General features: G+C 67.8%; 27 protein-coding genes and 3 tRNA genes. 14 read left to right on the top strand and 16 right to left on the bottom strand.

The genetic code is table 11. The features are described from left to right. Positions 1–29 precede the first annotated feature (29 nt). Both O4H32_RS06840 and lnt read left to right on the top strand, forming a co-directional pair. Complete coding sequence (locus tag O4H32_RS06840; protein WP_269357830.1) at positions 30–911, top strand: HlyC/CorC family transporter; 882 nt, start codon at positions 30–32, stop codon at positions 909–911. Further along, positions 901–2,544: an apolipoprotein N-acyltransferase gene (gene lnt / locus O4H32_RS06835; protein WP_269357829.1), complete on the top strand. Its 1,644-nt coding sequence runs from the start codon at positions 901–903 to the stop codon at positions 2,542–2,544. The genes O4H32_RS06840 and lnt overlap by 11 nt, the downstream gene beginning before the upstream one ends. Here the strand turns inward: lnt and O4H32_RS06830 are convergent. The 4 genes from O4H32_RS06830 to O4H32_RS06815 all read right to left on the bottom strand — a co-directional run bounded on the left by O4H32_RS06830 (position 2,529) and on the right by O4H32_RS06815 (position 5,918). Then, positions 2,529–5,414 carry a bifunctional diguanylate cyclase/phosphodiesterase gene (locus O4H32_RS06830; protein WP_269357828.1) on the bottom strand — a complete coding sequence of 962 codons (2,886 nt, stop codon included), beginning with the start codon at positions 5,412–5,414 and terminating at the stop codon, positions 2,529–2,531. The two genes, lnt and O4H32_RS06830, sit on opposite strands and share 16 nt — an antisense overlap. Before the next feature lie 233 nt (positions 5,415–5,647). Then, positions 5,648–5,724 (bottom strand) — tRNA-Asp (locus O4H32_RS06825). A 20-nt stretch (positions 5,725–5,744) separates the two neighbouring features. Then, positions 5,745–5,820, bottom strand: a tRNA-Glu gene (locus O4H32_RS06820). A gap of 22 nt (positions 5,821–5,842) precedes the next feature. Next, positions 5,843–5,918, bottom strand: a tRNA-Ala gene (locus O4H32_RS06815). 330 nt (positions 5,919–6,248) lie between these two features. On the opposite strand from O4H32_RS06815, the gene bioB reads away from it, so the two are divergent. From bioB to O4H32_RS06800, 3 genes are all read left to right on the top strand, one after another. After that, positions 6,249–7,235, top strand: a complete 987-nt coding sequence (gene bioB, locus O4H32_RS06810; RefSeq protein ID WP_269357827.1) for a biotin synthase BioB — start codon at positions 6,249–6,251, stop codon at positions 7,233–7,235. Next, positions 7,223–8,119, top strand: coding sequence for an EamA/RhaT family transporter (locus tag O4H32_RS06805; protein WP_269357826.1), 897 nt, complete (start codon positions 7,223–7,225; stop codon positions 8,117–8,119). Before bioB ends, O4H32_RS06805 begins: the two co-directional genes overlap by 13 nt. 138 nt (positions 8,120–8,257) lie before the next feature. Then, entirely contained in the window at positions 8,258–9,277 is a 1,020-nt protein-coding gene (locus tag O4H32_RS06800) for a BMP family protein (protein WP_269357825.1), read from the top strand. 6 nt (positions 9,278–9,283) lie between these two features. Here O4H32_RS06800 and O4H32_RS06795 read toward each other — a convergent pair whose 3' ends face one another. After that, complete coding sequence (locus O4H32_RS06795; protein WP_269357824.1) at positions 9,284–10,612, bottom strand: MFS transporter; 1,329 nt, start codon at positions 10,610–10,612, stop codon at positions 9,284–9,286. A 105-nt stretch (positions 10,613–10,717) separates the two neighbouring features. On the opposite strand from O4H32_RS06795, the gene moaC reads away from it, so the two are divergent. From moaC to O4H32_RS06770, 5 genes are read left to right on the top strand one after another with little or no spacing between them, the layout of a single operon-like run. Next, positions 10,718–11,212 (top strand): cyclic pyranopterin monophosphate synthase MoaC, encoded by a 495-nt coding sequence (gene moaC / locus O4H32_RS06790; protein ID WP_269357823.1) that lies wholly within the window; start codon positions 10,718–10,720, stop codon positions 11,210–11,212. Continuing rightward, entirely contained in the window at positions 11,190–11,444 is a 255-nt protein-coding gene (locus O4H32_RS06785; RefSeq protein WP_269357822.1) for a MoaD/ThiS family protein, read from the top strand. Before moaC ends, O4H32_RS06785 begins: the two co-directional genes overlap by 23 nt. Positions 11,445–11,484: 40 nt before the next feature. Further along, the gene (locus O4H32_RS06780; protein ID WP_269357821.1) at positions 11,485–11,937 is read left to right on the top strand and encodes a molybdenum cofactor biosynthesis protein MoaE; all 453 of its coding nucleotides are present in this window, start codon (positions 11,485–11,487) and stop codon (positions 11,935–11,937) included. A gap of 42 nt (positions 11,938–11,979) precedes the next feature. Further along, on the top strand, positions 11,980–12,504 hold the full coding sequence (locus O4H32_RS06775) for a molybdenum cofactor synthesis domain-containing protein (RefSeq protein ID WP_269357820.1): 525 nt from the start codon (positions 11,980–11,982) through the stop codon (positions 12,502–12,504). Positions 12,505–12,517: 13 nt separating this feature from the next. Next, positions 12,518–13,726: a molybdopterin molybdotransferase MoeA gene (locus O4H32_RS06770; RefSeq protein ID WP_269357819.1), complete on the top strand. Its 1,209-nt coding sequence runs from the start codon at positions 12,518–12,520 to the stop codon at positions 13,724–13,726. Between the two features lie 44 nt (positions 13,727–13,770). On the opposite strand, the gene mobA is transcribed toward O4H32_RS06770, so the two are convergent. The 5 genes from mobA to O4H32_RS06745 form a co-directional block, all read right to left on the bottom strand. After that, positions 13,771–14,364: a molybdenum cofactor guanylyltransferase MobA gene (gene mobA, locus O4H32_RS06765; protein WP_269357818.1), complete on the bottom strand. Its 594-nt coding sequence runs from the start codon at positions 14,362–14,364 to the stop codon at positions 13,771–13,773. Positions 14,365–14,551: 187 nt separating this feature from the next. Next, positions 14,552–15,637, bottom strand: coding sequence for a GTP 3',8-cyclase MoaA (gene moaA / locus O4H32_RS06760; protein WP_269357817.1), 1,086 nt, complete (start codon positions 15,635–15,637; stop codon positions 14,552–14,554). Between the two features lie 12 nt (positions 15,638–15,649). Further along, entirely contained in the window at positions 15,650–16,111 is a 462-nt protein-coding gene (locus tag O4H32_RS06755) for a universal stress protein (RefSeq protein ID WP_269357816.1), read from the bottom strand. A gap of 69 nt (positions 16,112–16,180) precedes the next feature. Continuing rightward, the gene (locus O4H32_RS06750; protein ID WP_269357815.1) at positions 16,181–16,543 is read right to left on the bottom strand and encodes a protein tyrosine phosphatase family protein; all 363 of its coding nucleotides are present in this window, start codon (positions 16,541–16,543) and stop codon (positions 16,181–16,183) included. Beyond that, the gene (locus O4H32_RS06745) at positions 16,540–17,295 is read right to left on the bottom strand and encodes a ChbG/HpnK family deacetylase (RefSeq protein WP_407932623.1); all 756 of its coding nucleotides are present in this window, start codon (positions 17,293–17,295) and stop codon (positions 16,540–16,542) included. Before O4H32_RS06745 ends, O4H32_RS06750 begins: the two co-directional genes overlap by 4 nt. Before the next feature lie 67 nt (positions 17,296–17,362). Between O4H32_RS06745 and O4H32_RS06740 the strand changes: the two genes are divergently transcribed. Continuing rightward, the gene (locus tag O4H32_RS06740; protein WP_269357813.1) at positions 17,363–17,755 is read left to right on the top strand and encodes a GtrA family protein; all 393 of its coding nucleotides are present in this window, start codon (positions 17,363–17,365) and stop codon (positions 17,753–17,755) included. On the opposite strand, the gene O4H32_RS06735 is transcribed toward O4H32_RS06740, so the two are convergent. Further along, entirely contained in the window at positions 17,715–19,361 is a 1,647-nt protein-coding gene (locus O4H32_RS06735; RefSeq protein WP_269357812.1) for an ArnT family glycosyltransferase, read from the bottom strand. The two genes, O4H32_RS06740 and O4H32_RS06735, sit on opposite strands and share 41 nt — an antisense overlap. Continuing rightward, on the bottom strand, positions 19,358–20,455 hold the full coding sequence (locus tag O4H32_RS06730) for a glycosyltransferase family 2 protein (RefSeq protein WP_269357922.1): 1,098 nt from the start codon (positions 20,453–20,455) through the stop codon (positions 19,358–19,360). Before O4H32_RS06730 ends, O4H32_RS06735 begins: the two co-directional genes overlap by 4 nt. 177 nt (positions 20,456–20,632) lie before the next feature. Between O4H32_RS06730 and O4H32_RS06725 the strand changes: the two genes are divergently transcribed. Genes O4H32_RS06725 through O4H32_RS06715 form a run of 3 tightly spaced genes read left to right on the top strand, consistent with a single transcriptional unit; the run spans position 20,633 to position 22,821 of the window. After that, positions 20,633–21,055: a group III truncated hemoglobin gene (locus tag O4H32_RS06725; protein ID WP_269357810.1), complete on the top strand. Its 423-nt coding sequence runs from the start codon at positions 20,633–20,635 to the stop codon at positions 21,053–21,055. Then, positions 21,033–22,337: an NnrS family protein gene (locus tag O4H32_RS06720; RefSeq protein ID WP_269357808.1), complete on the top strand. Its 1,305-nt coding sequence runs from the start codon at positions 21,033–21,035 to the stop codon at positions 22,335–22,337. The genes O4H32_RS06725 and O4H32_RS06720 overlap by 23 nt, the downstream gene beginning before the upstream one ends. A 19-nt stretch (positions 22,338–22,356) precedes the next feature. Further along, positions 22,357–22,821: an RrF2 family transcriptional regulator gene (locus O4H32_RS06715; RefSeq protein ID WP_269357806.1), complete on the top strand. Its 465-nt coding sequence runs from the start codon at positions 22,357–22,359 to the stop codon at positions 22,819–22,821. 69 nt (positions 22,822–22,890) lie between these two features. On the opposite strand, the gene O4H32_RS06710 is transcribed toward O4H32_RS06715, so the two are convergent. Genes O4H32_RS06710 through narH form a run of 4 tightly spaced genes read right to left on the bottom strand, consistent with a single transcriptional unit; the run spans position 22,891 to position 26,606 of the window. Continuing rightward, a complete protein-coding gene (locus O4H32_RS06710) occupies positions 22,891–23,637 on the bottom strand; it encodes a peptidylprolyl isomerase (RefSeq protein WP_269357804.1) in 747 nt (248 codons plus the stop codon). Positions 23,638–23,655: 18 nt separating this feature from the next. Further along, complete coding sequence (gene narI, locus O4H32_RS06705) at positions 23,656–24,342, bottom strand: respiratory nitrate reductase subunit gamma (protein ID WP_269357802.1); 687 nt, start codon at positions 24,340–24,342, stop codon at positions 23,656–23,658. Between the two features lie 10 nt (positions 24,343–24,352). Beyond that, entirely contained in the window at positions 24,353–25,051 is a 699-nt protein-coding gene (narJ, locus tag O4H32_RS06700) for a nitrate reductase molybdenum cofactor assembly chaperone (RefSeq protein WP_269357800.1), read from the bottom strand. A gap of 13 nt (positions 25,052–25,064) precedes the next feature. Next, complete coding sequence (narH, locus tag O4H32_RS06695) at positions 25,065–26,606, bottom strand: nitrate reductase subunit beta (protein ID WP_269357798.1); 1,542 nt, start codon at positions 26,604–26,606, stop codon at positions 25,065–25,067. Between the last annotated feature and the right edge of the window lie 3 nt (positions 26,607–26,609).

The following is a 26,609-nucleotide window of genomic DNA, read 5'->3' as shown; positions in this document are numbered from 1 at the left end:
TACAGAATCCGTCACTCGTCCCCAGGACAATGCCAGACCCCCACGCCTCCGACTCGGAGCCTCGACCTCCCCGGCCCGCGCGTTCCCTGCTTTCCCGATTCAAGGCCCTGCTGCGCCCCGCCCCGCCCGCCGACCGGGACGATATACGGGCCGTCCTTGAAGCCGCCCACGACCACTCTGTCCTCGATGGGGAATCGTACGCCATGATTTCCGGGGCCCTCGCGGTCGCGGACAAGACCGTGGCCGACATCATGGTCTCGCGCGCGCGCATGGACCTGCTCGACATCTCCCGGCCGCTTCCGGAACTGATGCCGGTCATCACCGAGACCGGCCATTCCCGCTTCCCCGTCTACGAGGGCGACCGCGACAACATCGTCGGCGTGCTGCTCGCCAAGGATCTGCTGCTGGCGCTGGCCGACCACGCACTCGACATCCGCGCGCTGGTGCGACCGCCCGTCTTCATCCCCGAATCCAAGCGCCTGAACGAACTGCTGCACGAGTTCCGCGTCAGCCGCAACCATCTGGCCATCGTCATCGACGAGCACGGCGGCATCTGCGGCCTGGTGACGATGGAAGATGTGCTGGAGCAGATCGTCGGCGACATCGAGGACGAGTTCGACGACGAGGCCGAAAAGACCATTTTCCGCACGGGCGAAAACAGCTGGCGTGCAATGGGCTCGGCGGAAATCGAGGATTTCAACGAAGCTTTCACTGTCCAGCTGCCCGATGAAGACGCCGATACGCTCAACGGCTGGCTGGCGGCCGAACTGGGGCATATCCCCCGGCGCGGCGAACGCCTCGAACGCCATGGACTGGCTTTCACCGTCGTGAGCGCCGACGGCAAACGAGCCCGCTGGCTGCACATCCAGCGCCTGAACCCGACGCCACCCGCCGAGGAACATGCCGCCTGAGTCCGCCGCCGCACCGCCGGCGGCGCGCCGTGCCTGGCGCGGCCCCCTGACGGCGCTCCTGGCCGGCAGCCTGCAGGCGCTCTGTTTCGCGCCCGGCCCCCTGCCGGCCTGGGGCCTGCCTTTCGTGCAGATCGCCACGCTGGCCGTCCTCGCCGCCCTGACCTTCCAGGCACCCGGCCCGCGACGGGCGGCCGGGCTGGGCTGGCTGTTCGGCCTGGCCCAGTTCGGCATCGGCGTCTACTGGCTGACCGTCAGCATGCACGAGTTCGGCGGCCTGCCCCTGCCGCTGGCCATCGCCGCCCTGCTGCTGTTCTCGGCCGCGATGGCCGTCTACGGGGCCGGCGCCTGCGCCCTGACCGCCTGGCTGTGCGCCGGACATGGCCACCCCGAAAGACGCGCCCCGCGCCAGATCCTGAACGCCGTCGCCTGGGCCTCGGCCTGGACGCTGGCCGAATGGCTGCGCGGCACCCTGTTCACAGGATTCACCTGGCTGAACGTCGGCTATGCCCATGTCGAGGGCATGTTCGCCGCCTGGGCGCCATTCGCCGGCGTCTATGGACTGGCCTGGCTGGCGGCGTTCTCCGCCGCCGCCGTCGCGCTGATGGCACGCGCCAAGGACACCGCTTACGACCGCAGCGCCGCCGCCGTGGTGGGCCTGGCGCTGCTGGCCGGACTGCTGGGCATCGCCTGGGGACACATCGGATGGTCCCGCCCGCTGGGCGAACCCCTGATGGTGCGCCTGGTCCAGCCGGCCACGCCCCAATCCGACAAGTTCCAGCCCGATCTGTTCCTGCCCACCCAGGCGCGCATCCAGCGCCTGGCCGCGCTGGCGCCCAAGAGCGAAGCGGACCGTCCCGCCGTGGTCATCCTGCCGGAAACCGTGCTGCCCATCTTCCAGGACCAGGTGCCCGATTCCGTCTGGCGGCAATGGCGCGAGACCGCCGAATCGATGCGGGCAACCTTCGTGCTGGGGGCGCCGCTGCATATCGCCACGCCGGTCGGCGATCGCTACACCAACGGCGCCATCGCCCTGCGCCCGCGTGACGCGGCCTCGCCCACGGCCGATCCCGTCTGGCACTACGACAAGCGCCACCTGGTGCCTTTCGGCGAGTTCATCCCTCCCGGCTTCCACTGGTTCGTGCGCGCGATGCGGATCCCGCTGGGCGATTTCGACCGGGGGCCGGCGCATCAGCCGCCGCTGGCGATCGGCGACCAGTTGCTGGCCTTCGACATTTGCTATGAGGACGCCTTTGGCGAGGAGATCGCCGCGACAGTGGCGCCCGACGGACCCGACGCGCCGGGCCCCAGCATCCTGGCGAATCTGAGCAACCTGGCCTGGTTCGGCAACGGCTGGGCGCTGCGCCAGCATCTGTGGATCGCCCGCATGCGCGCCCTGGAGACCGCGCGCCCTGTCGTGCGCGCCACCAACACCGGCGCCACGGCCGTCATCGACGCGCGCGGACAGGTGCGGGGCGTGCTCGACCCGGGCCGGCCCGGCGTCCTGGACGCCGAGGTCCAGGGCACCCAGGGGCTGACGCCCTACGTACGCTGGGGCAATGCGCCTATCCTGATCTGGACGCTGCTGGGTCTGTTGCTGGCCGTCCGGTCGCGGCGGCGCTACGAACCGGCCTGATCGAGCAACCGCCGCTCGAAGGCGGCCTGGTCGAGCGGTTCGTCGAACCAGTAGCCCTGACCCTCGTCGCACCCTGCGTCGCGCAGCAATTCGTACTGGGCCTGGCGGGTGATGCCTTCGGCGGTCACCCGCAGGCCCAGCCGGTGGGCCAGGGTGATGATGGCCTCGCTGACCATGGCGGCATGCCGGCCGTCCAGCAGCCGCTCGGTCGTCGCACGCTCGAGCTTGATGGTCTCGAACGGCAGTTCGTGCACCGCCAGCAGGGCCGGCATGCCGATCGACACGGCCCCGACGCTGAAGCGCAGTCCGGCTTCATGCAGACGCCGCAGACGGTCCCACGCCTGGGGGTTCTCGTTCATGAGCATCTGCTCGCCCAGTTCCAGCACCAGGCAGTCCGGCGGCAGGCCCAGCGAGTCGAACAGCCCGAACACGACCTCCAGGCCGGCGTCCTCCAGGCCGAGCTGGCCCGGCGAGACGTTGATCGTCAGGCGCAGGTCCGGCGCAAGGTCCTCGCGCCAGCGGGCCAACTGACGGATCGCCTCGCAGAACACCCAGTCGCCCAGCGGACGGATCAGCAGGCGCTCTTCGGCGAAAGGGATGAAATCCGCAGGGGAGACCACGCCGAATTCCGGATGCCGCCAACGCAGCAGCACCTCGGCCTGGACGATGCGGCCCGTAGCGAAGGCATGGATCGGCTGGAACAGGAGGAAGAACTGCGAATCCTCGATGGCCTGCGGCAAGGCGTACATCAGGTCGCGCTGCATGCGCGCGCGCTCCCGCATGCTCCGGTCGAAATAATGGAAGCAGTTCCGGCCGGAGTCCTTGGCGACATACATCGCCATGTCCACGTGGCGCATCAGGGTCTCGGCATCCTCGGCGTCCCGGGGATACAACGCCACCCCCAGGCTGGCCGAGATCCGCAGGGGATCGCCGCCCAGACAGTACGGTTCCGTGATCTGGTCGAGGATGGTACGGCACAGGGAGTCGATCCTCGCCTTGTCGGAAGCATCGTGCAGCAGCACGACGAACTCGTCCCCTCCGAGGCGCGCCACGAAACTGTTCTCGGGACTCACGCTGGCCTGCATGCGCCCGGCGACCTCGACGAGCAGCCGGTCGCCGGTCGCGTGGCCCATGGAATCGTTGATTTCCTTGAACAGGTCCAGGTCCAGGAAGAGCAGCGCCAGGGACTGGCCCGACTGGTCGGCGGACTGGACGGCGGCCCGCAGGCGTTCATTGAAAAACTGGCGGTTCGGCAAGCCGGTCAGCGGATCATGATGCGCCTGGTTCCAGATCTGGGCCTCGATCTGCTTTTTCTGGGTCACGTCGCTGAGCATCGCCACCCGGCAATTGACGGAGCCGTCGTGGTTCCAGGCGGTATCCATGACCACACGCTCGGTATAGTCCTCCCCGGACTTGCGCTGGCCCCAGTATTCGCCTTCCCAGCGCCCCTGGGTATTGATGGCGTGCCACATCTCGTCGTAGAAATCGCGGTTGTGGCGGCCGGGCCGCAGCAGAGGCAGCAATTCGCCCGCGATCTCGTCGGGCCAGAAGCCCGTCATCCGCGAATAGGCGGGATTGACGTCGATGACCACCCCGGCCGAATCGGTGATGGCGATGGCCTCGCTGCTGTTCTCGTAGGCAATGGCGGCCAACTGGGCCGAGGATTCGGCCTGCTTGCGTTCGGTGACGTCCTGGACGATCCCGATGATGGCGACCTGATCGCCCACCCGCAGGGTCGAACTGAAGACCTCGATATCGATCTCCGAGCCATCCTTGCGGCGGCCGTGGCGCTCGAAGCGCAACGTCCCGTCCCGCCGGCTCTGGCTGGCCTTGATCGATTCGGCCATCAGGAAGCGTTCGCGCGGCACCACGATGCTCAGCAGCGTCATGGTGTCGATCATTTCCTGCGGCTCGTAGCCGAAGATTTCGGCCATTTTGTCGCTGACGAAGGTGAAGCGCTCGTTCTCTACCAGGAAGATCCCCACGATGGAGTTCGACGCCAGGCCCTGAAAGATGGTGTCGGCCCGCAGCAGGCCGGCCTGATCTTCGCGCATCTTGGACAGCAGGTCATGGACCTGCCGGATGCCGTCGTTGAAATCCCGGGCCACCTGGCCGAGTTCTCCGCGTCCCCGATAGCCGATCCGGGCGTCGTAATGCCCGCGGACCAGTTCGCGGCACGCGATCCGCAGTTCGCGCAAGGGCCGGACCAGATGGCGGCGCAGCATCAGGTAGAGGGCCAGCAGCAGCAGCAGATTCAGCAACACCAGCCCGCCGCTCATCAGTTGCGCGCGGTTCTTGTCCTGGCGCAGCAGCGGCATCAGCACATCGGCGCAGGCGTCCAGCGTGCCGAACAGATTTTCGGCGTCGTCGGCCACCCACTGGCGCTGGATGACCTGCGGCAGTTCCTGCGCATCGGCCGCGCGCTCGTCATGCACATAGGTACCCAGCAGCACCGTCTGCAGGCGGTCACGCAGGGTCGCCCAGTCCCGCCGGATCCGGGGCAGGAAGTCGCGCGCCGCCGACTGGGCCAGGGCGGGTATTTCGCGGCCGTCGATGACGCCGCCCTGATCCAGCGCCTGCAAGGCGCGGTCCATCAGTTCCATTTCCTGGCTGAGCTGGCCGGCCTGCACCAGGGCTCCGTCCGACAGGCGCATCGCCCGGACCGCCAGTTGCTGGCTGGTCGCGCGCATGCGGCCCAGCGTGGCAGCCTGGTCGAGCGCGCTTTCATAACGCGACAGCAGGGTATGCACGAGGACGGCGTTGCCCAGCACGAAGACCAGCATGAACAGGAGGAAGACGACGGACGCCGTCCCCGGTCCGAAAGAGCTCCGGGCCGCAGGCAGGTCCGCGCGCAATGTATGAGGGCTCATGCCTTCCCTGTGAGGTGAACGACGGCGATGGCTGGCCGATGCGCGGCCGGGGTCGCCATCCTCAGGCATGTTACTGGATGCGGGAAAAGCACAACACGCTAACAACCGGAATCCACAGGCGGATATCGGGGTTTTGGTTCGGTGTGGTCAGACCAATACGGAGGGCAGGAAATCCGGACACGAAAAGACAAAGGCCCCGTCGGCGATTGCCGACAGGGCCTTGCTGAATTCCTTGGCGGAGCGGACGGGGCTCGAACCCGCGACCCCCGGCGTGACAGGCCGGTATTCTAACCAACTGAACTACCGCTCCGCAGCGGTGCCAGAAAATCCTGGCGTCCCCTAGGGGATTCGAACCCCTGTACTCACCGTGAAAGGGTGATGTCCTAGGCCTCTAGACGAAGGGGACAGGACATTCGACAACGAAAGTTTGGTGGAGGTAAGCGGGATCGAACCGCTGACCTCTTGCATGCCATGCAAGCGCTCTCCCAGCTGAGCTATACCCCCAAACAAGGGCTTCGTTAACGAAGAAACGAGATTATGCACGAATTTTTTTTCGTGTGCAAGCGAGGCTGGATTTTTTTAATGTGGTCCCGGATTTTTCATGCCGGCCCAGGCAAAACCCGTGCCCGCCACCCCGGGATCACAACTCTTTACATCTCCGCGCCCGGGAAAAGATCGCGCCCGAAGTCCGGAACGCGCGCCTCCCTATTGCGGAGTAGGCGCCAAGATCGGCCTGTCACCGCTTGTTTTCCACCTCGATCCCGGGAGATCCGCGCTTGCCGGACCGCCACCGCAGCGCCTACGATCCGGGCTGTTTTCATTCCGGAGCCCGCCATGCATGCCCGCGTCCGTCAAGAAACCCTGGCGCCCGCCTGGGCGGTCCAGGACATTCTGGATCTGTTCGCCCTGCCCTTCAACGACCTGCTGCTGCAAGCCCAGACAGTCCACCGGGCGCACCACCCGGCCAATGCCGTCCAGCAATCCAGCCTGCTGTCGATCAAGACCGGCGCCTGTCCCGAGGATTGCGCTTATTGCCCGCAATCCTCGCGCTATCAAACCGAGGTGGAAGCGGCGCCGCTGATGCCGCTGGACCAGGTGCTGGCGGCGGCGCGCAAGGCCCGGGACGCGGGCGCACAGCGCTTCTGCATGGGGGCCGCCTGGCGGTCTCCGACCGAACGCCAGCTGGATCAGGTGATCGAACATGTGCAGGCGGTGAAAGCGCTGGGCCTTGAGACCTGCGTCACCCTGGGCATGTTGAAGGACGGCCAGGCCGAACGCCTGAAAGCCGCCGGCCTGGATTACTACAATCACAACCTGGATACCGCGCCGGAACACTACGGCGAGATCATCCGCACCCGCACGTTCCAGGATCGGCTGGATACGCTGCACCGCGTGCGCGACGCCGGCCTGAAGGTCTGCTGCGGCGGCATCGTCGGCATGGGGGAATCGCGCGAGATCCGCGCCGGCCTGATCGCTGCACTGGCCGGCCTGGACCCCTATCCGGAATCCGTGCCCGTCAATCAGTTGGTGAAGGCGCCCGGCACGCCGCTGGCCGACGCGCCCGACCTGGATCCCATCGAGTTCGTGCGCACCATCGCGGTCACCCGCATCGTCATGCCCCGCGCCGTGGTGCGGCTGTCGGCGGGCCGCGAAAGCATGCACGACAGCACCCAGGCCCTGTGCTTCATGGCCGGCGCCAATTCGATCTTCCATGGCGAGCGGCTGCTGACCACGCCGAACCCGCAGGCACAGGCCGACGCCCTTCTGTTCGAACGTCTGGGGCTGGTGCCGATGCCGGAGGCGGAATCATGCACACCCTGATCTTCAGCATCTCCTTCAGCGTCGCCGTCTCGATCTTCCTGAAGCTGGCCCGCCGGGGCGGCATTCGTGTCGACCAGGCGATCGCCGTGAATTATGCGACGGCCGTGGCGCTCTGCCTGTGGCTGCTGCGCCCGCCCCTGGACACGCTGTTCCAGCAGCCGCCCGCCGTCTGGCTGATCCTGGGCCTGCTGGGCGTGCTGCTGCCCAGCGTGTTCCTGATCATGGCCGCCGCCGTGCGCCGGGCGGGGATCGTGCGCAGCGACACGGCCCAGCGCCTGTCGCTGATCCTGCCGATCCTGGCCGCCTTCCTGGTGTTTCACGAGGCGGTCTCTGGACGCAAGGCCTTCGGCGTCGCCCTGGCGCTGTGCGCCCTGGCCTGCCTGCTGACGCGTCCCCGGGCCGCCGCGGCGGAAGCGTCGCAAGCCGTCGATACGGTGACGCCCGAAGACGAGACGCGCGGGTCGGCGGCGCGCGGCTGGCCGACGCTGCTAGGCGTCTGGGCGGGCTACGGCTGCATCGACATTCTGTTCAAGCAGATGGCGCGCAGCGGCGCGGGCTTCACCGGCAGCCTGCTGCTGAGCTTCGCCCTGGCCGGACTGCTGACGGGCCTGTGGCTGCTGTTCCGGCGCGCCCGCTGGCACGCCCGCAGCCTGGCTTCGGGGCTGCTGCTGGGCGTACTGAACTTCGGCAACATCTATTTCTACATCCGCGCGCATCAGACCTTTCCGGACAACCCGACCCTGGTGTTCGCCGCGATGAACATCGGCGTGATCTCGATCGGGACACTGGCGGGCGCGGGCCTGTTCCGCGAACGACTGAGCGCGCTGAACATGCTGGGCATCGGCCTGGCCCTGGGCGCCATCGTGCTGCTATTTCCCCGCTGAGGCCATCCGTCCGGACATGCTCGATACCCCATAAGCGCTATTTCGATCTTGAAGCAATCTTGCAAGGCGTTCTCTATATGCTTGATGCATAAAAAGACTTTCATCGACAAACGCCCTCAATGCTTCAGGAGACGACACATGACTGGACTCACCCGCCGGCAATGGTTACTGGCCGCCGCCTCGGCCAGCGCCGGAACCCTGGCCTCCCCCTGGCTGGGGCGCGGGGCCTTCGCCGCCGACAAACCCGTGGTGGCCGCGCTGTTCTGCGGCCACATCGACGACCACGGTTTCATGCAGGCCGGCTACCAAGGCCTCGAGAAAGCGCAGGACAGCCTTCCCATCGTGGCCCGCTACAAAGACAAGGTCGCCAACGAGACCCGGGCCCAGATCGCCGCCTTGCGTGAACTGGCCACAACGCACCAACCCGTCCTGATCATCGCCCATGGCGGACAGAACACGGAAGCGGCACTGACGGTCGCCAAGGATTTCCCGGACATCCGGTTCGTCGTCACGCAAGGCGCCGTCACCGCCGGCAATCTCAGCAGCTACGACGTGCGCCAGGAAGAATCGGCCTGGCTGGCCGGCGCCTATGCCGCCCTGATGACCCGGACCGGCATCGTGGCCCACCAATCGGGCATCCGCGTGCCTCCCGGCCTGCGCGCCCGCGCCTCGTATGCCGCCGGCGTCCGGCACGCCAATCCCGATGTGAGGCTGCTGACGAATTTTTCGGGCAATCAGGATGACAAAGCGCTCGCCGCACGCGTCACCCGGGCGCAGGCCAAAGCCGGGGCGGACATCATCTACACCATGCTGAACAAGGGCCGCGATGGCACCACCCAGGCCTGCCGGGAACTGGGCATCAAGGAAATCGGCAACGTGACCGACTGGGTGGCGCGCGAGCCGGATGTCTTCATCGGTTCCGCCTGGGCCGACGTCGGCATCGGCGTCTTCCAGGCATGCCAGGACCTGAGCAACGGCCATTTCAAGGCCGGACGGATATTCAAGGTGGGGCTGGGACAGCCCGAGGCCGTCCGCCTGATCATGACCCCGGATACGCCCGAGCCCATACGGCGACGCATCGCCGCACTGCGCGAAGAGATCCTGAACGGCACGATCCAGGTCGAAGCCGACTATACCGGCCCCGAATTCCAGCTGTAAGCCCCGTCAGGCCGGCGACCCGGCATTCGTGCCGGTCTGCGCCACGCCTGCCGACGGCGGCAGCGGATCGTCGATCACCGGATCGTGCGAAATGTCGCGCTGGGGATCGACGCGCGGATCCAGCACCGCCATCACGTTGGAGCTCTGCAGCGTGTCGGCCATGGGCACGAACTGGGTGGGCGCGTCCTCGCTGCGGTGCGTGCCCTTGACCTTCCGTTCGCGGATGAGCACCACCAGCAGGGCGGCGCACGCCGACACGAAGACGAAGTACACGTCCGCCCCCCAGACCTGCATCAGGCCACCCGCCGCCAAGGGCCCCAGACAGGCCCCCAGGCCGTAGACCATGTACAGCAAGGCGCTCAGGCCCACCCGGCGGTCGGGATCGACATTGTCGTTGGCGAAGGCCGCGCCCATGGGATAGAGCGTGAACTGGACGATACCCAGCACGCCCGAAAAGGCGACCAGCGCCGGATAGGGAAACTGGAGCCAGCCCCACAAAGGCACCCCCAGGCACAGCAGAAGCAGCGCGCCCAGGCGGATCAGGCGCACCCGGCTCATGTGATCGGCGAGCCAGCCCAGCGGCCACTGGCACACCAGGCCGGCCGCGACGGACACCGCCAGGAACACCCCAACCTGGTGAGTGTCCATGCCATGCTGCAGCCCGTAGACGGGGGCCAGCCCGTAGAACGCGCCCGTCAGCATGCCGGCCAGGAACAGCACCGTCAGGGACAGGGGCACGCGCGCCACGTAGTAGCGCAGGGCCAGCGGCGCCGGCACCTGCAGGGCCGGGTGCAGGCGCCGTGTCAGCGTCACCGGGATCAGGCTGAGCACGCTGCAGATCGCCACGAACACCAGCGGAGCGGCATCCAGTTCCGGAAACAGGCCGACCGCCAGTTGGCCCAGTACGGTGCCCAGACAGGACGCGACCATGTAGAAGCCGAACACCGTCCCCCGCGAGGCATTCTCGGTCTGCTCGTTGAGCCAGCTTTCAATGGCGATGAACAGGCTGACCATGGCGATGCCCGCGATGAAACGCAGCGCCAGCCAGACCCACAGATCGTCGATCAGGATCAGTACCAGCACGGTGATGGTGACCAGCGCCGCGCAGGCCGCATAGGCGCGGATGTGGCCCACGCCGATGATCAGCCGGTGCCCCACCCGGGCGCCCAGCACCAGGCCCAGGTAATACGCGGCGATCATCGCCCCGACCCAGACCTCGGAGACGGACAGCGCCGTCAGCCGCAGGCTCAGGTACGTATTGAAGAGCCCGGAACTGAGCAGCAGGATCAGGGTCGCCAAGTAAAGGGAAAAGAATGCGCCGATCGTCTTGGTCATGCGGAATTCCGGTCGGGAGCGCCGCCGGCATCCGGCTTTGCCCTCAAGCAAGCATCATAGCAGCGGCGCATGCCGCCCGGCGGCGTCCTCGTTTATCATAGGCTCATGAGCGACTCAGACCTTTCCCCCACCCTCAGCCATCTGGACGAAAATGGCCAGGTCCGCATGGTCGACGTCGGCGCCAAGGCCCCGACCGACCGCACCGCCGTGGCCGAGGCCCGGGTGCGCCTGAACGCCCACGCCTGGGGCCTGCTGTCGGCCCAGGCCAACGCCAAGGGCGAAGTCCTGAACACGGCCCGCATCGCCGGCATCCTGGCGGCCAAACGCTGCGCCGAACTCATCCCCCTGTGCCACAGCCTGCCGCTCAGCTTCGTCGGGGTGGACTTTTCCGCCGACGAATCCAACCGGACGCTGACCATCCGCGCCACCAGCCGCACCCGCCATCAGACCGGCATCGAAATGGAGGCCATGACGGCCTGCTCGGTCGCCGCCCTGACGGTCTACGATATGTGCAAGGCCGCCGACAAGGGCATCGTCATCGAGCAGGTCCGCCTGCGCAGCAAAACCGGAGGCAAGAGTGGCGACTGGCACAACGATTGAAGTCCTGTATTTCGCCCAAGTCGCGGAACACATGGGCCGGCGGCGCGAGACCCTGCCCCTGGACGCGCCCGTCCAGGCGGGCGCCTGGCTGGACGCGCTGGCGGCGCGCTGCCCCGCGCTGGGACCCACGGCCCGCCTGAAGCTCGCCATCAACCAGGAACACGCCGGCCGCGCCGCCACGATCCGGCCGGGTGATGAAGTCGCCGTGTTCGAACCCGTCACCGGCGGCTAGCGTCCGGCGCGCGCCCGACGAACCCGGACAGGACCCCGACATGATCCGCATCCAGACCGAACCCTTCGACGTCGCCGAACTGGCCGGCCAACTGCAGACCCGCGCGAGCGGCCGCGCCGGCGCCCTGGTGCACTTCCTGGGCATGGTGCGCGACTACAGCCCCGACGCCGGTTCCCGCAGCCTGTTCCTGGAGCATTACCCGGGCATGTGCGAACGCGAGATCCAGGCGCTGTGCGACCATGCGACACAGCGCTGGGACATTCTCGACACGCTGGTGGTCCACCGGGTCGGCGAGCTGCCCCTGGGCGACCCCATCGTCTTCGTCGGCGTGGCCGCCGCCCACCGGGGCCAGGCCTTCCAGGCCTGCGAATACATCATCGACGCCCTGAAAACCCGCGCGCCCTTCTGGAAACGCGAGACCCTGGCCGACGGCCGCGCCTTCTGGGTCGAACAGCGGGCCGCCGACACCGAAAAAACCGCCCAATGGGACTAGGGCCTGCTCACACTAATCAAGGGGATCGCCCCAGGACACGCCATGAAAGCCGACCCCGCCCTGCCACCCGTCAGCCTGCGCTGCGCGGTGCTGACGATCTCCAGCCGCCGCACAGCCGCCGAGGACACGACCGGCGATTACCTGGCCACCGCCCTCGCCGAAGCGGGCCACGTCCCGCAGGCGCGCGCGCTGTGTCCGGACGACCGCTACCGGATCCGCCAGGTGCTCAGCGACTGGATCGCCGATCCGGCCATCCAGGTCATCCTGTGCAACGGCGGCACGGGATTCTCCCACGGAAAATCCACCATTCCCGCCGTCACGCCGCTGCTGGACCAGGTCATACCCGGCTTCGGCGAACTGTTCCGCCACCTGTCCTGGCTGGACATCGGCGCCTCGTCCCTGCAATCCGACGCACTGGGCGGCACCGCCAACGATACCCTGGTGTTCTGCCTGCCCGGCTCGACGGGCGCCTGCAAGCTGGCCTGGGAAAAAATCCTCCAGCCCCAGTTCGACAGCCGCCAGCGTCCCTGCAATTTCGCCAGCGCCTACCGCGCGCCAGCAGAGTGAACAGCCCCTGATCATGCTCGACTTCGATACCGCCCAGGCCCGCCTGGCGGCGCGCGGACACGCGCCCGCCGGACACGAGACTCTTACCCTCGACGCCCTGCACGGCCGCGTGCTGGCCGAGGACATCGTCGCCGCCCTGGACCTGCCGCCCGCCGACAACAGCGCCATGGACGGCTACGCGCTGCGCGCCGCCGACGCGACCACCCCCGGCGCCACGCTGCCGATCCAGCAGCGCTGCTTCGCCGGACAGGCGCCCGAACCCCTGCGGACCGGCCAGGCCATCCGGCTGTTCACCGGCAGCGTGATCCCGGCGGGCGCGGACACCGTCGTCATGCAGGAGGACTGCCGCGAAGAGGACGGCCGGGTCGCCATTCTCGCGCCGCCGCCGCCCGGACAGCACATCCGTCGCCGAGGCGAGGACATGCGGACCGGACAGACCGTCCTCGTCCGGGGCGCCCGCCTGACGGCCGGCCATCTGGCCATCCTGGCGGCCCAGGGCCACGACCGGGCAGCCGTTTTCCCACGCCTTAAAGTCGGTATCCTGACCACCGGGGACGAGCTCGTCCCCCCCGGCCAGCCACTGCCGCCCGCCGCCATTCACAATTCCAACGCGCCCATGCTCGCCGCCCTGTGCGGCGGGCTGGGCACGGCCGCGCCTGTACTGCGTCACGCCCGCGACGATGCGGACGCCACGCGCCAGGCCCTGGCCGAACTGAATGAAACCTGCGACCTGGTGCTCAGCGTGGGCGGCGCCTCGGTCGGGGAAAAGGATCTGGTCAAACCCGCCATCGAAGCCCTGGGCGGCACGCTGGACCTGTGGCGCGTGCGCATGAAACCGGGCAAGCCGGTGGCGCTGGCCGAACTCGACGGCCGTCCGGTGGTCTGCCTGCCAGGCAACCCGGTCTCGGCGTTCGCCGTATTCACGCTGCTGGTCAGCCCCCTCATCCGGGGCCTGCAGGGCCGGCGAGACGTGCTGCCCCCCTTGCGGCGCGGCATTCTGGACACCCCCCGCCCCGTCGGCGGCGAACGCGATGATTTCCTGCGCATCCAGGCTGCACAGGGCGCCACCGGACTGCCTGTCCTGACGCCGCACACACAGCAAAGTTCGGGGGCGATCGGCAGCCTGGCCTGGGCTCACGGCCTGGCCCGCATACCGGCCGGCGCGCGGCTGGAGTCCGGCGCGGAAGTCGACTGGATGGCGCTGTCCGACTGGCTGGCCTGACGCCCCGCCGACCCGAAGGCCCGGCGGCATCGCATGCGGATGGCTCAGGCCCAGCGGGCCCAGTCTTCGGGCGTGTTCAGATTGACCAATGCGTCGGCGTCGGAGAAATCGACGGCGACCGCATCGCAAGACCGCAACCAGCGCTGCACCTGTCGTCCGCCGGACTCCAGGAACACCCGCAACCCGTCCGCCAGATCGCGGTGCGCCATCAGGCACAGGGGATGCGGGCCATCGGGCGTGCGGGCATAGGCCGGCCGGCCCGGGCTGGCCGCCGCGCTCAGCCGCGCGCCCAGATCGGCCGGACAATGCACGACATCCACCGGCAACACCAACAGCGAGGGAGACCGGCTGTGCTTCAGCCCGGCCAGTACGCCGGCCAGGGGGCCGCAATCCGCATGCCCGGCGTCGTCACGCACCACCTCGCCATACGCCGCGTAGTCGTCCGGATGGCGGTTGGCGCTGATCCACAGGGTTTGCGCGCCCTGGTCCCGCAGGAAACGGCGGGCATGGGCCACCAGGGGCTCGCCGCGCCAGGGCATCAGCCCTTTGTCGACATGCGGCGCATCGGCGGACCGCATGCGCCGGGACTGCCCGCCCGCCAGAATCAGACCATCGAACACTTCGGCTTTTGTCTCCACCGCTGGGGCCTGTCTTGGATTGGAATATCCCCCCACCTCGCGGCCTGCATGCCGCTCGGATTCGATCGGCACATAAAGGCCCGCAGGGGCCTGTCTTGGATTGGAATATCCCCCCACCTCGCGGCCTGCATGCCGCTCGGATTCGATCGGCACATAAAGGCCCGCAGGGGCCTTTATGTGTCCGATCTCATCCACCAATGTAGCTCATTTCTATCTTGTGATCGCGGTGCGCCTCGCCGCGCCGTTCGGAATAGCGGTCGTCGCGCGCCTGCCAGACGCCCGACAGGCGCCGGCCCAGCGCCGCGTCGTCGGCGCCGCCGCGCAGCAACGCGCGCAGGTCGTGGCCCTGCTCGGCGAACAGGCAGGTGAAAAGCCGCCCTTCGGGCGACAACCGCAACCGCGTACAGTCACCGCAGAAAGGCTGGGACACGCTGGTGATCAAACCGATCTCGCCCGCGCCATCGGCATAGGCCCAGCGTGCGGCGACCTCTCCCTGGTAGCGGGCCTGGAGCGGCCGCAGCGGGAATTCGCCCCCGACGATCCGCACGATTTCCGCCCCGGTGACGACTTCATCCATGCGCCAGCCGTTGGTGCTGCCGACATCCATGTATTCGATGAAACGCAACGTGTGGCCGGTGTGCCTGAAATGGCGCGCCATCGGCAGGATCTGGCCGTCGTTCATGCCCCGGCGCACGACCATGTTGACCTTCACGGGGGACAAGCCCGCAGCGGCGGCGGCTTCGATGCCGTCGAGGATCGTGGCGACCGGGACCCCGCTGTCGCTCATGCGCTCGAACAGGGCGTCGTCCAGCGCATCGAGGCTGACCGTGACGCGTTTCAGGCCTGCTTCGGCCAGCGCGCGTGCCTTGCGGGCCAGGAGCGTGCCATTGGTAGTCAAGGTCAATTCCGGCGGTTCGCCTTGTGGCGTGCGCAGGCCGGCCAGCAGCCCGACGAGGGTCTCGATCTGCTTGCGCAGCAAGGGTTCACCGCCGGTCAGGCGGATCTTGCGCACCCCGCTTGCCAGGGCGATCCGTGCCACCCGGGTGATTTCCTCGAAGGTCAGCAGGGCGCTGTGAGGCAGAAAGACGTGGTCCGTCCCGAACAGTTCGCGCGGCATGCAGTAAGTGCAGCGGAAATTGCAGCGATCCGTGACGGAAATCCGGAGGTCGCGCAACGGCCGCCCGAGCGCGTCGCGCACTGTCCCGCCCGGCCCCTGGGCCGCATCGCAGCCCAGGGGCTCCGGGTGGGGCCGGTGGTGGATCACGCCAGGCATGGGGCAACGGCCCTAGTCGTTTTCCTTGACACGATAGACCAGGGTCGCGACCTTGGCCAGGCCCAGGACCTTGACCGTGACGCTGCCCAGCAGCAGGCGCGACAGGCCGCTGCGGCCGTGGCTGCCGATGAAGATGAGGTCGCAGCCCTCGGATTGGGCGGCCTGCACGATGCCATCGGCGACGTTGAAGTTGGATACCGCCAGGGGCTTGGCCTTGACGCCGGCGGTCTCGGCCCGGTCGAGCACGGCCTGGAGGTATTTCTTGGCCTGTTCGGCGGCGGTGCGGTCGTAGTCTTCGTCCGTGATGGCATAGGCGGCGGCCATGCCGTCGAAACCGACCGTGGCGGCGAACGGCTGGGTCACGTGCAAGGCGACGATTTCGGCACCGATGGTGCGGGCGAAGCAGACGCCCTTGTTGGCCGCCTGGGCGGAAAGCTTGGAGCCATCCGTGGGGATCAGGATTTTCTTGAACATGCGCGGATCATCCAAAACGCTAACGGGAGACATCAGCATACCTGCTGGCTCCCCGAAATGACAGTCGGATCAGCCCTGGGTTTGATCTACACCATATTCCCGGGCCGCCAGGAACAGATTCGTGCAGCGCGCCCCCGAGCGGCAGAACGCCAGCACCGGCGCGGGCAGGTCCCGCAGCAGGCCGGCAAACTCGGCCACGTCGGCGGCCGTGATCGAGCCGCTGACCACAGGCTGGTAGCGGGCCTGCAGGCCGGCTTCCCGGGCCGCCCGCAACACGTCTTCGGACAGGGGCTGCCCGGGGCCGCCCTCGCCGTCCGGGCGGTTGATGATGACGGACTTGAACCCCGCGTCCGCCAGCGCCCGCATGTCGTCGGGCTGCAGTTGAGGCGCAACGGAGAAATCCGGCGTCAGGGTCTGGTAGGTCAGGCTCATATCGTCTCGATCCTCAGGTGATGTTCCACCAGCAGCCGCCCCATCAGCGGGCCCGCCAGCACTTCGTATTCGGCCTGGCGCTGCGCCGACAGGGTGTCGGTGGCATCCGCGCCGAGCGCGGGATGGCACATCAGCACGTCGCCGTCGCGGCACGACGCCAGCCAGCGGCGCATCCAGCCCTCGTAGGCCGGAACGCCTCCCTTGAAATCATACACGCCCAGAAAACCGGGGTTGAGCGCATGCCCGCGCGCGGCCGCCCGCCGCCTCAGACCGGCGGCACCCAGCCCGGCGATGACCGCCGCCTTGAAGCGCAGGCGCGGCGGCAGGCCCGCCATGCGGGGCCGCCCGACATCCCGGATCCAGGGCCGGCCGGCGCAGGGCGCGGGCAGCGATTCGAGCAGCGCGTCGCGGATGCCCGGCAACTGATGCACATGCTGGTGGCCATCGACGTAATCGGGTTCGCGGCCCGTGATGTCCTGGAACAACGCCAGTTGACGCCGCACGGCGTCGCGCACCGCGTCGTCGGGCAACCGCCCCAGCCAGGCTGCCCGGATCAGCCGCCCCAGCGGCAGGCACAGGCCGGGCTGGCCGAAGGATTCGGTGAAATTCAGGTGCAGGCCGATCTGCAGCCCGGACGCCAGCAGCGCAGGCGTGTCCCGGCGCGCGGCCGGACCATCGACCAGCAGACTGGTGGCCGAAAGGCGGCCGCTTCCGGCCAGCGACAGAATGCCGGCATTCACCGCCGGATTCATCCCGAAATCATCGGCGCACAATACAATGCGCCGGTATCGATGCCCTGCTGCGTGTGAATCCGGATCCATGTTCAATAAGTTCGCTGCCCAGATCGGCTGGTTCGTCATTGTAGGCTGCGCGGCGGCGGCCACCCACTGGGCGGTCGCCGTGGCCTGCGTGGCCCTGGGGGGCCTGGCACCGCTGGCCGCCAACGTCTTCGGCTGGCTGGTGGCGTTCGGCGTGTCCTTCGCGGGCCATTACCGCCTGACCTTCCGCCATCATCGCGCGCCACTGCGGCGCGCGGCGGCGCGATTCTTTCTGGTGTCGGCGCTGGGCTTCGCCGTCAACGAGGCCGCCTACGCCGCCCTGCTGCGCCTGACGGCAATCCGTTACGATGTGCTGCTGGCCCTGGTGTTGATCGGTATCGCCGGGATGACCTTCATTCTGGGGCGCTACTGGGCGTTCCGCCGCAGCCATTGACGGTCTCCGCGGCCGGAATGCGCCACAGGCCCATCCTGGACGTCCGCGCCAGGGGTTCGCGGCCCGACAGCGCCGGGTAGTGACCGGCCTCGTCCAGCCAGGCCAGCAGCCAGGTCGTCGCATGGCCCGGGTCGCACAGATAGGTCTGCAGCCGCTGTGTCGTCCACAGCCTGTCGGCGCCCCGGTCGGGCGTGAAAGTGGCGGCGTCGGCCAGTTCGCGGCGCCAGTCGTCGCCTCGCATGACATCCGGATCGTCCCAGGGCGCGACGGCGATGACCGGACCGTCCCAGCCGGCGTACAGCGGCACGTCGTAGGCATACTGATCAAGCATCGCCAGGCGATCGCCGGGCGCCGCCGACGCGGCCAACGTCTGGGCCAGGCTTTTGGTGCTGCGTTGCGGAAACAGTACCATCGCCGCCACGGCCAGCAGGCACAAGCCGCCCGCCACCAAGGCGTGACGCACCAGACTGCGGACCGCCCCGGGGGCGGTGGATTCCTCGCGCTGCTCGAAAGTTTCCTGGATGAACCAGGCCAGGGGCGGCAGCACGGCGATCACATAGCCGACCAGTTTCGAGGTGGGAATCGAGAAGAACACCAGCACCATGAGCAGCCAGGACAGCATCAGGCCGCGCAGCACCCGGCGGTCGACCTGCTCGATACGATGGGCGGGCGGCACGAACGCCGTCTGCAGCGGCCCCCTGGGCTGGAACCATCGCCAGATCTGGATCGACCAGGGCAGCGTCAGGCCCAGCACGACCGGCACATAGAACCAGAAGGGGTGCGGATTGTTGAAGCCCGACTCCAGGAAGCGCTGGAAATGCTGATAGACGATGTAATAGTCGAAGAAGCCGGGATGGCGCGTCTCCATGGCCGCCATCCAGGGCAGGGTCAGCGCCAGGAACAGGAGGATGCCAGGCCACCACAGCAGGCGGCCCATGGCGCGATACCGGCGCCGGCCCAGCAGCCAGAAGCACAGCGCTCCGCCCGGCAGCACGACGCCGATCAGGCCCTTGGCCATGAACCCGGCCGCCGCCGCCACGTACATGGCCGTCAGCGACCAGGCGTCCGGACGCATCTGCTCGCGGCGGAACACCGCGTCGGCGCCCGCCATGACGGTCATGCTCATCAGGGCGGCCACCAGCATGTCCAGATTGGCGTAGTGCGCCGCCCCGAACAGGAAAGGCTGCACTGCCAGGATCAGGGCCGTCCGGCCCGCGGCGCGGCCGCTGGCGTAGCGACGCAGGAACACGTAAGTCACCGTCACCAGCGCCGTGGCGGCCAGCACCGAACACAGCCGCCCGGCCCAGGCATTGTCGCCGAACACCGCCAGCGACGCCGCCGTCAGCCAGTAGAAGAGCGGCGGCTTGTGGAAGAAGGGCATGCCGTCCAGACGCGGTGTCAGGTAGTCCCCCGAAGCCAGCATGTGCCAGGCCACCCCGACATAGCGGCCCTCGTCGGGCAGCAACAGCGGGTACATCCAGGTCGTGGCAGCCAGCCAGAGAAACGTGAACAGCGCCACCCAGGGCCAGGCGCGCCGGGTCCGCAAGCGCAGCCAGACGGACTCGCCGGCGTCCACGAGCCGTGTGCCGAAAACGGGGAATTTCATGCCTGCCGCCCTCCCGGCGGAAAAGAGTCATCGGTGGTCGCCGGCGGCTTGTCCGCGTCGGCCATGTCGGCGCTCGCATAGCGCGGCGGCGGGACATCCACGCCGGGTCGGGGGGCGGATCCGCCCCCCTGGCCGCGGGCGGGGTCCGCACCGCCCAGGCCCGCGCCCGCACGTTCCCGCAGCAAATAGACGGGCCGGCCCTTGACCTCGGTGAAGATGCGCGCGACGTATTCGCCCACCACCCCCAGCGACATCAGATTGACCCCGGCGAAGAACAGGATCACGGTGATCAGGGTGGCCCAGCCGCGCACCGCGTCGCCGTAGAGCAGGTGGGACACGATGATGATCAGGCCATACAGGAAAGCCAGCAGCGACAGGCAGGCGCCCAGCAGGCTGAGCAGGCGCAGCGGCCAGGTGGTGAAAGCCGTCAGGCCGTCCACGGCGAAGCGCAGCAGTTTCAGCGGCCGGAAGCGGCTGGCGCCGTGCAGCCGCTGGGGCGGCGTGTAGACCATGGACTCGGACTGGAAGCCGACCCAGGCGAACAGCCCCTTCATGAAGCGGTCGCGTTCCGGCAACTGCTTCAGGGCGTCGACCACGGCACGGTCCATCAGGCGGAAGTCCCCGGCGTTGGGCGGCACGCCCATGCCGTCGGATGTGCGCATCAAGGCGTAGAACAGCCGGGTGCCGACGCGCTTGAACCAGGTTTCGTCGTCGCGCGTCGCGCGCACGGCGTAGACCATGTGCACCCCGTCGCGCCAGCGCGACAACATCGCGGGAATCATGTCGGGCGGGTGCTGCATGTCGGCGTCCAGACAGACCACGGCGTCGCCGCGCGCGGCCTCCAGGCCGGCGGTCAAGGCGGCCTCCTTGCCGAAATTGCGGGACAGCCGCAGGTAGACGATTTCCGGATGCAGGCTGGTCCAGTGGCGCATCAGATCGGGCGTGCCGTCGGTGCTGCCATCGTCGACGACGATGATCTCCGGCACGCAATCCTGGCGCGACAGCATGGCCAGCAATTCCGGCAGCAGCACGCCCAGATTGGCCTGTTCGTTCAAGCAGGGGATGACGCAGGAAAGGGTGACGGGTTCGGGCATGATGGGAAACGCCAGCGCCGCCGCGAGGGGCGCGATCCGGAAAGAGGAAAAACCGATGAAGACCCCGATCATAACTGAACGCCGGGCCTGGCGGGCTCCATCCCGCCAGGCGGAATTTTGCGGTTCCTTATTAAGATACCTATAATATGAATCTTTGGAATCCAGACACGCCGCCGCATGGAAGACACTCCGGTCTGCTCAGAGGACGAAATCACGGCCCTCGTCCACCATTTCTACCGCCGCATCCGCCAGGATCAGGTGCTGGGGCCGATCTTCGACACCCACATCGACGACTGGGACGAACACCTGGAACGCATGGTGCGCTTCTGGTCGTCGCTGTTGCGGCGCACCGGCACCTACAGCGGCACGCCCATGCCGCGCCACATCGCCCTGCCGGGCCTGGAAGGCCCGATGTTCGTGCGCTGGCTGGAGCTGTTCCGCGACACGCTGGATGAATTCGACAATCCCGCCTTCACGGCCCAGGCCGAGGATTTCGCCCGCCGCATCGCCCGCAGCCTGTGGTATGGCTACCAGATCAGCCACCAACCCGATCAACCCGTGACGGAGTTCGACACCCATGTCCCGCCTGCTGAATATTGAGGAACCGGCCGCCGCCGCCCCACGGCCGTCCATGACGGCTTTCCTGGCCCTCGGCTTCCGGCCGCTGTACCTGGCCGGCGCGGCCTGGGCGCTGATCTCCATCGCCCTGTGGATCTTCGCCCCCCAGGTGCTGAACGGCCCTCTGCCCCTGGTCTACTGGCACGCCCATGAAATGCTGTGGGGCTTCATCATCACCATCGCGGTCGGCTTCCTGCTGACCGCCAGCGCCACCTGGACCGGCTTCAACCCCCTCTCCGGCCGGCCCCTGGGCCTGCTGTGCCTGTTGTGGCTCGTCGCCCGCGTCGGCTTCCTGGCGGGCGGGCTGACGGGCTTCTGGATCGCCACGGCGGCCGAGCTGCTGTTCTTCCTGACCGCCTCGGCGAGCCTGATGCGCGTCATGATCAAAGGCCGCAGCCGCCGCAACTACGGCCTGCCGGTGGTGATGCTGGCGCTCGGCGTGGCCGACCTCCTCTACCTGCTGGCGGCCCTGCGCGGCGATTACACGCTGCTGATGCGGCGCTTCGACCTGGGCCTGATCGGCATGGCCGTGATCGCCCTGCTGATCGCCCGACGCGTCATCCCTTTCTTCTCCATGCGCATGGTCCAGGGCCTGCAGATTCCCATGCTGACCCGCTCCGGCCAAGTCCAGATGATCTTCAGCGCCCTGGCCCTGACGGCCGGGGTGTTGATGCAGATCGTGCCGCCTCCCGCCGACGGCGGCCCGGCCTTGCTGCCGCTGCTCATGGCCTTCAGCCTGGCGCTGACCGGTCTGATCGCCCTGGGCCAGTTGCTGGCCTGGCGGCCGCTGGCCGTGTTGCGCAAGCCCATGCTGTGGATCCTGTATCTGGGCTACGCCTTCATCGGCATCGGCCTGCTGGCCGCGGCCGTCCAGGTCAGCGGCCTGTTCGATCCGTCGCTGCTGCGCGGCATGCTGGCGCGCAGCGCCACGCACGTCCACCTGATCGGCATGGCGGGCTTCTGCATCCTCATCATCGGGATGCTGACCCGCACGGCGCTGGGCCACCTGGGCCGCCCGCTGGCCCTGGACCGCAACATGCTGGCCGGCTACTGGCTGATGATCGCCGCCGCCATCTTCCGGCTGGCCGCGCTGTGGCCCTCGGCCGCCAGCCAGACCCTGCTGCATCTGGCCGCTTGCGCCTGGATCCTGTGCATGGGGCTGTATCTGTGGCGTTTCGCGCCGATGCTGATCCGCCCCCGGCCGGACAAGCCCGTGCCCGCCGCCCCGCCCCGGGCCACCGCGCAGCCCGCCCAGGCGCGCTGAGACCGGACAGGAACCCACCATGCGCCTGACCAACATGAGCGACTACGCGGTGCGGCTGCTGATCTATCTGGGCAGCCACCGCGACCGCCTTTGCACGATCGCCGAGATCGCCCAGGTCTACGGCATCTCCGAACCGCACCTGATGAAGATCACGCACCGTCTGGCCCAGCGCGGCTGGATCCGCACGGTACGCGGCAAGAACGGCGGCATGGAGCTGGCCCACGAGCCCGGAAAGATCCGCCTGGGGGCGCTGATCCGCGACATGGAGAACGACCTGGCGCTGGTGGAATGCATGGGCACAGACAACCACTGCATCCTGAGCGGTTGCTGCGGCCTGAAACCCATCGTGGCGGGCGCGATGCAGGCCTTCATGGACCACCTGGACGCCCATACGCTGGCCGACGTGATTCCGCCCTTCCCTCCGGCCGCGATCCGCATCGCGCCCGAGCGCGTGGCGGCGGGCGGTTTAACGACAGCCGCGTGAGGCGCCGGCCGCGTCCGAAGGAAGAGCGGGGGCGGCAAGCGGCCGCAGGCTGCGCGGCGCGGGAGTCTTTTATTGGACCAGCGGCGAATCCGCGCCCTGCATGGGGATGCCCTCGATGCGAGCGCCCCCGACCAACTGCTGCAAGTACTGGTGCACCGCCCGCCGTCGGCTGGCTTCTTCCAGCCAGCCCGCCAGCCTCTCATGCACGTCCTCGAACGGCAGGGCGCGGCCTTCGATCCTGAAGCCGGTGCGCACGATATGAAAACCGAAGCGGGTCTCGACCAGCTCGCCGCCCAGGGTGTATTCCGGCAGAGCGAAGATCGCCCGCTCGAATTCCGGCACCATTTCGCCACGGGACAGTTCGCCCAGGGCACCGCCCTTGGCCCCGGACGGACAGTTGGAATAGCGCCGGGCGCAGGCCGCGAACGCGCCCAGGCCGTCGCGGTGCAACTCGGCCAGAATGCCGTTGGCGCGGGCGCGCAATTTCTGCACGTCCAGACCGGACGTGGCCTGGAACAGGATGTGCCAGGCCTCGACGCGGTCGCCTTCGCGGAATTCGTCGGGATGCTGCTCATAGTAGCGTCGGCAACTGGCCTCGTCCGCTTCGGGCGTGCGCACATCGCGGGCCAGCACGGCATCCAGCAGGGCCTCGTCGTCCTCGGCCGACAGGTCCAGTTCGGCGGCGCGCTGGCGGCACAGGACGCGCAGCACCAGTTCCTGGCCGGCGGCCAGGCGGGGGTTGGCTTCACGCTGATGGCGCGGCACCTCGGCCAGGATCTCGGCCTCGGTGATGGTCGTGTCGTTGACGGTGATCATTCCGTTTCCCGGGTCCGGTCAGCGCGGCCGCACGATCTGCCAGGCCCGCGCCAGGTAGGTGACCGAAGCGAAGCCCGACCACACGTGCACCAGGCGGGTAAAGGGGAAGATCACGAACAGCGTCATGCCCAGCACCATGTGCAGGCGGTAGACGGCGGGCACCCCCGCCAGGGCGCCGACCGCGCCGCCACGGAAGGTGACGATGCGCTGCGCCCATTCGCCCAGCTGGATCATCACCGCCCCATCGGTGTGGCGCACGGACGTGAAGATCGAGACCAGCCCCACCACCAGGACCAGCAGGATCCACAGCAGCGTCACCCAGTCGGACAGATTGGAATTGTGGGCCAGGCGGATTTCGGACCAGCGGCGATGGATCAGCAGCAGCAGGCCGATCAGGCACACGACCCCCAGGATCGCGCCGACCACGATGGCCATCATCTGTTTGAACTCCGTCGTCACGCCGAAGGCGTGATAGACGGCCGGCGGTGTCAGCAGCCCCACCAGATGGGTGAAGAACAAGGAGATGATCCCGATGTGGAACAGGTTGCCGCCCCAACGCAGCGACCCACGCCGCAATAGCTGGCTGGAGTCGCTTTTCCACGTGTACTGCTCGCGCTCGAAACGCAGCAGGCTGCCCACGAAGAACACGGTCAGCGCGATATAGGGGTACACCCCAAAGAAGAACAGATCGAGTGTGTCTTTCATCGGAATCTCCTCAGTCCTGGCCGTCGGCCGGGCCGGCCTTGCGGGAACGGGGCGGGTGGAACACGATGGGCTGCGCGACATCCCCGCCGCCCGGACGCCGCATGACAGGCGGTTCGGTGCCGTCGGCCTGGGGGCCGAAGGTGATCAGGGTCTCTTCCATGTCCCCTTCGGGGGGATCGGGCAGGACCTCGGGTTCGACGTCGGTCATGGTCCGCAACTGGGCGAACAGGCAGGCGTAGGGGCTGCCCGATTCAGCAAGCTTGTCGCCCAGCCGGGCCAGCACATGGATGGCGTCGCCCAGCAGGTTCTCCGCCGCCTCGGCCGGGATCTGGCCGAGGAATTCCAGGAACAGCGGCACGTAGTCGGGCAGTTCCGTGGTGTCGGGCTCCAGCCCGTGTTTCAGGTATTCGTTGCGCAGATCCACCATGGCCTGGCCGCGGTCGCGGGATTCCCCGTGCACGTGCTCGAACAGATGCAGGGAATGGGCCGCCCGGCGGTCGAAGGTGGCGACGTACTGTTCCTGGAGGTCGATCAGGTCCTCTCCCCGGTCCAGGAAGTCGAACAGGGGTGCCAGCCGGGCGCGCGCCTCGGCCGGCAGGGTCGCGTGCAGTTCCGGCAGGGCGTCCAGCCAGTCCCGCTCGGGATAGCCGAGCAACACGGACAGGATGGAGAAAACCGGTGCCTGGCGGGAAGTCGTGACGGAATCCATGTCATGCCTCCGTTCAGGCCGAGCGGGCCGGGTCGAGGAACACCACGCTCGGCTTGCGCTTGTTGCGCGGTTTGCCGAACAGCGAGCCCTCGGATGTGCCGCCCGAACAGCCGTTGCCGAAGGTGAACCCGCAGCCGCCCCGGATCTCGAAGGCGTTCTCGGCGTTTTCCCGGTGGGCGGTGGGCACCACGAAGCGGTCCTCGTAGTTGGCGATGGCGAGATAGCGGTGCATGTCCTCGACCTGATGCAAGGTCAGGCCGACCTGGTCCAGGATGTCGTGGCGTTCCTGGCGGTCCACCGAACGCGCCCGCATGAAGGCGCGCATGCCCAGCAGGCGCTCCAACGCCGTGGCGATCGGCGCCTCGTCGCCGGCCGTCAGCAGGTTCGCCAGATAGCGCAGGGGAATGCGCAGCGACTGCACGTCGGGAATCTCGCCGAACGCGCCGATCTGCCCGCTGTTGGCGGCGGACTGGATGGGCGAGAGCGGCGGCACGTACCAGACCATGGGCAGGGTGCGGTATTCCGGATGCAGGGGGAAGGCGATCTTCCATTCGACGGCCATCTTGTAGACCGGGGAATTGCGGGCCGCGTCCAGCCAGTTTTCCGGAATGCCGTCGGCCAGGGCCTGGCGGCGGACCTCCGGGTCCTCCGGGTCCAGAAACAGGTCCAGCTGCGCCTGGTAGAGATCCTTTTCATGGAGCGTGCCGGCGGCGGCCTCGATGCCGTCGGCGTCGTAAAGCAGCACGCCCAGATAGCGGATCCGGCCCACGCAGGTCTCGGAACAGACCGTGGGCATGCCGGCCTCGATGCGCGGATAGCAGAAAATGCACTTTTCCGCCTTGCCGGACTTCCAGTTGTAGTAGATCTTCTTGTAAGGGCAGCCGGACACGCACATGCGCCAGCCGCGGCACTTGTCCTGGTCGATCAGGACGATGCCGTCCTCGGCCCGCTTGTAGATGGAGCCGGACGGACAACTGGCCACGCAGGTGGGGTTCAGGCAGTGCTCGCACAGGCGCGGCAAATACATCATGAAGGTGTTCTCGAACTGCCCGTAGATGTCCTTCTGCACCGCCTCGAAGTTGTAGTCCTGCGAACGCTTGGCGAACTCGCCCCCCAGGATTTCTTCCCAGTTGGGGCCCCACTCGATCTTCTCCATGCGCTGGCCGGTGATCAGGGAACGCGGCCGCGCCACGGGGGGCGTGGTGCGTTCCGGGGCCTTCTGCAAGTAGTCGTAGTCGTAGGTGAAGGGCTCGTAGTAATCGTCGATTTCGGGCAGGTTCGGGTTCGAGAAGATGCGCGACAGCAGGCGCAGCTTGCCGCCCTGGCGCGGCTCGATGCGGCCGTTGTCGCGGCGGCGCCAGCCGCCGTTCCAGCGGTCCTGGTTTTCCCAGTCCTTGGGGTAGCCCACGCCGGGCTTGGTCTCGACGTTGTTGAACCAGGCGTATTCCATGCCTTCGCGGGACGTCCAGACGTTCTTGCAGGTGATCGAACAGGTATGGCAGCCGATGCATTTGTCCAGGTTCAGGACCATGGCGACTTGCGCGCGGATTTTCATGGG

It is taken from the genome of Castellaniella denitrificans (genome assembly GCF_027214045.1).
Taxonomy (GTDB): domain Bacteria; phylum Pseudomonadota; class Gammaproteobacteria; order Burkholderiales; family Burkholderiaceae_B; genus Castellaniella; species Castellaniella denitrificans_A.
This window is presented reverse-complemented; position numbering and strand designations above follow the sequence as displayed.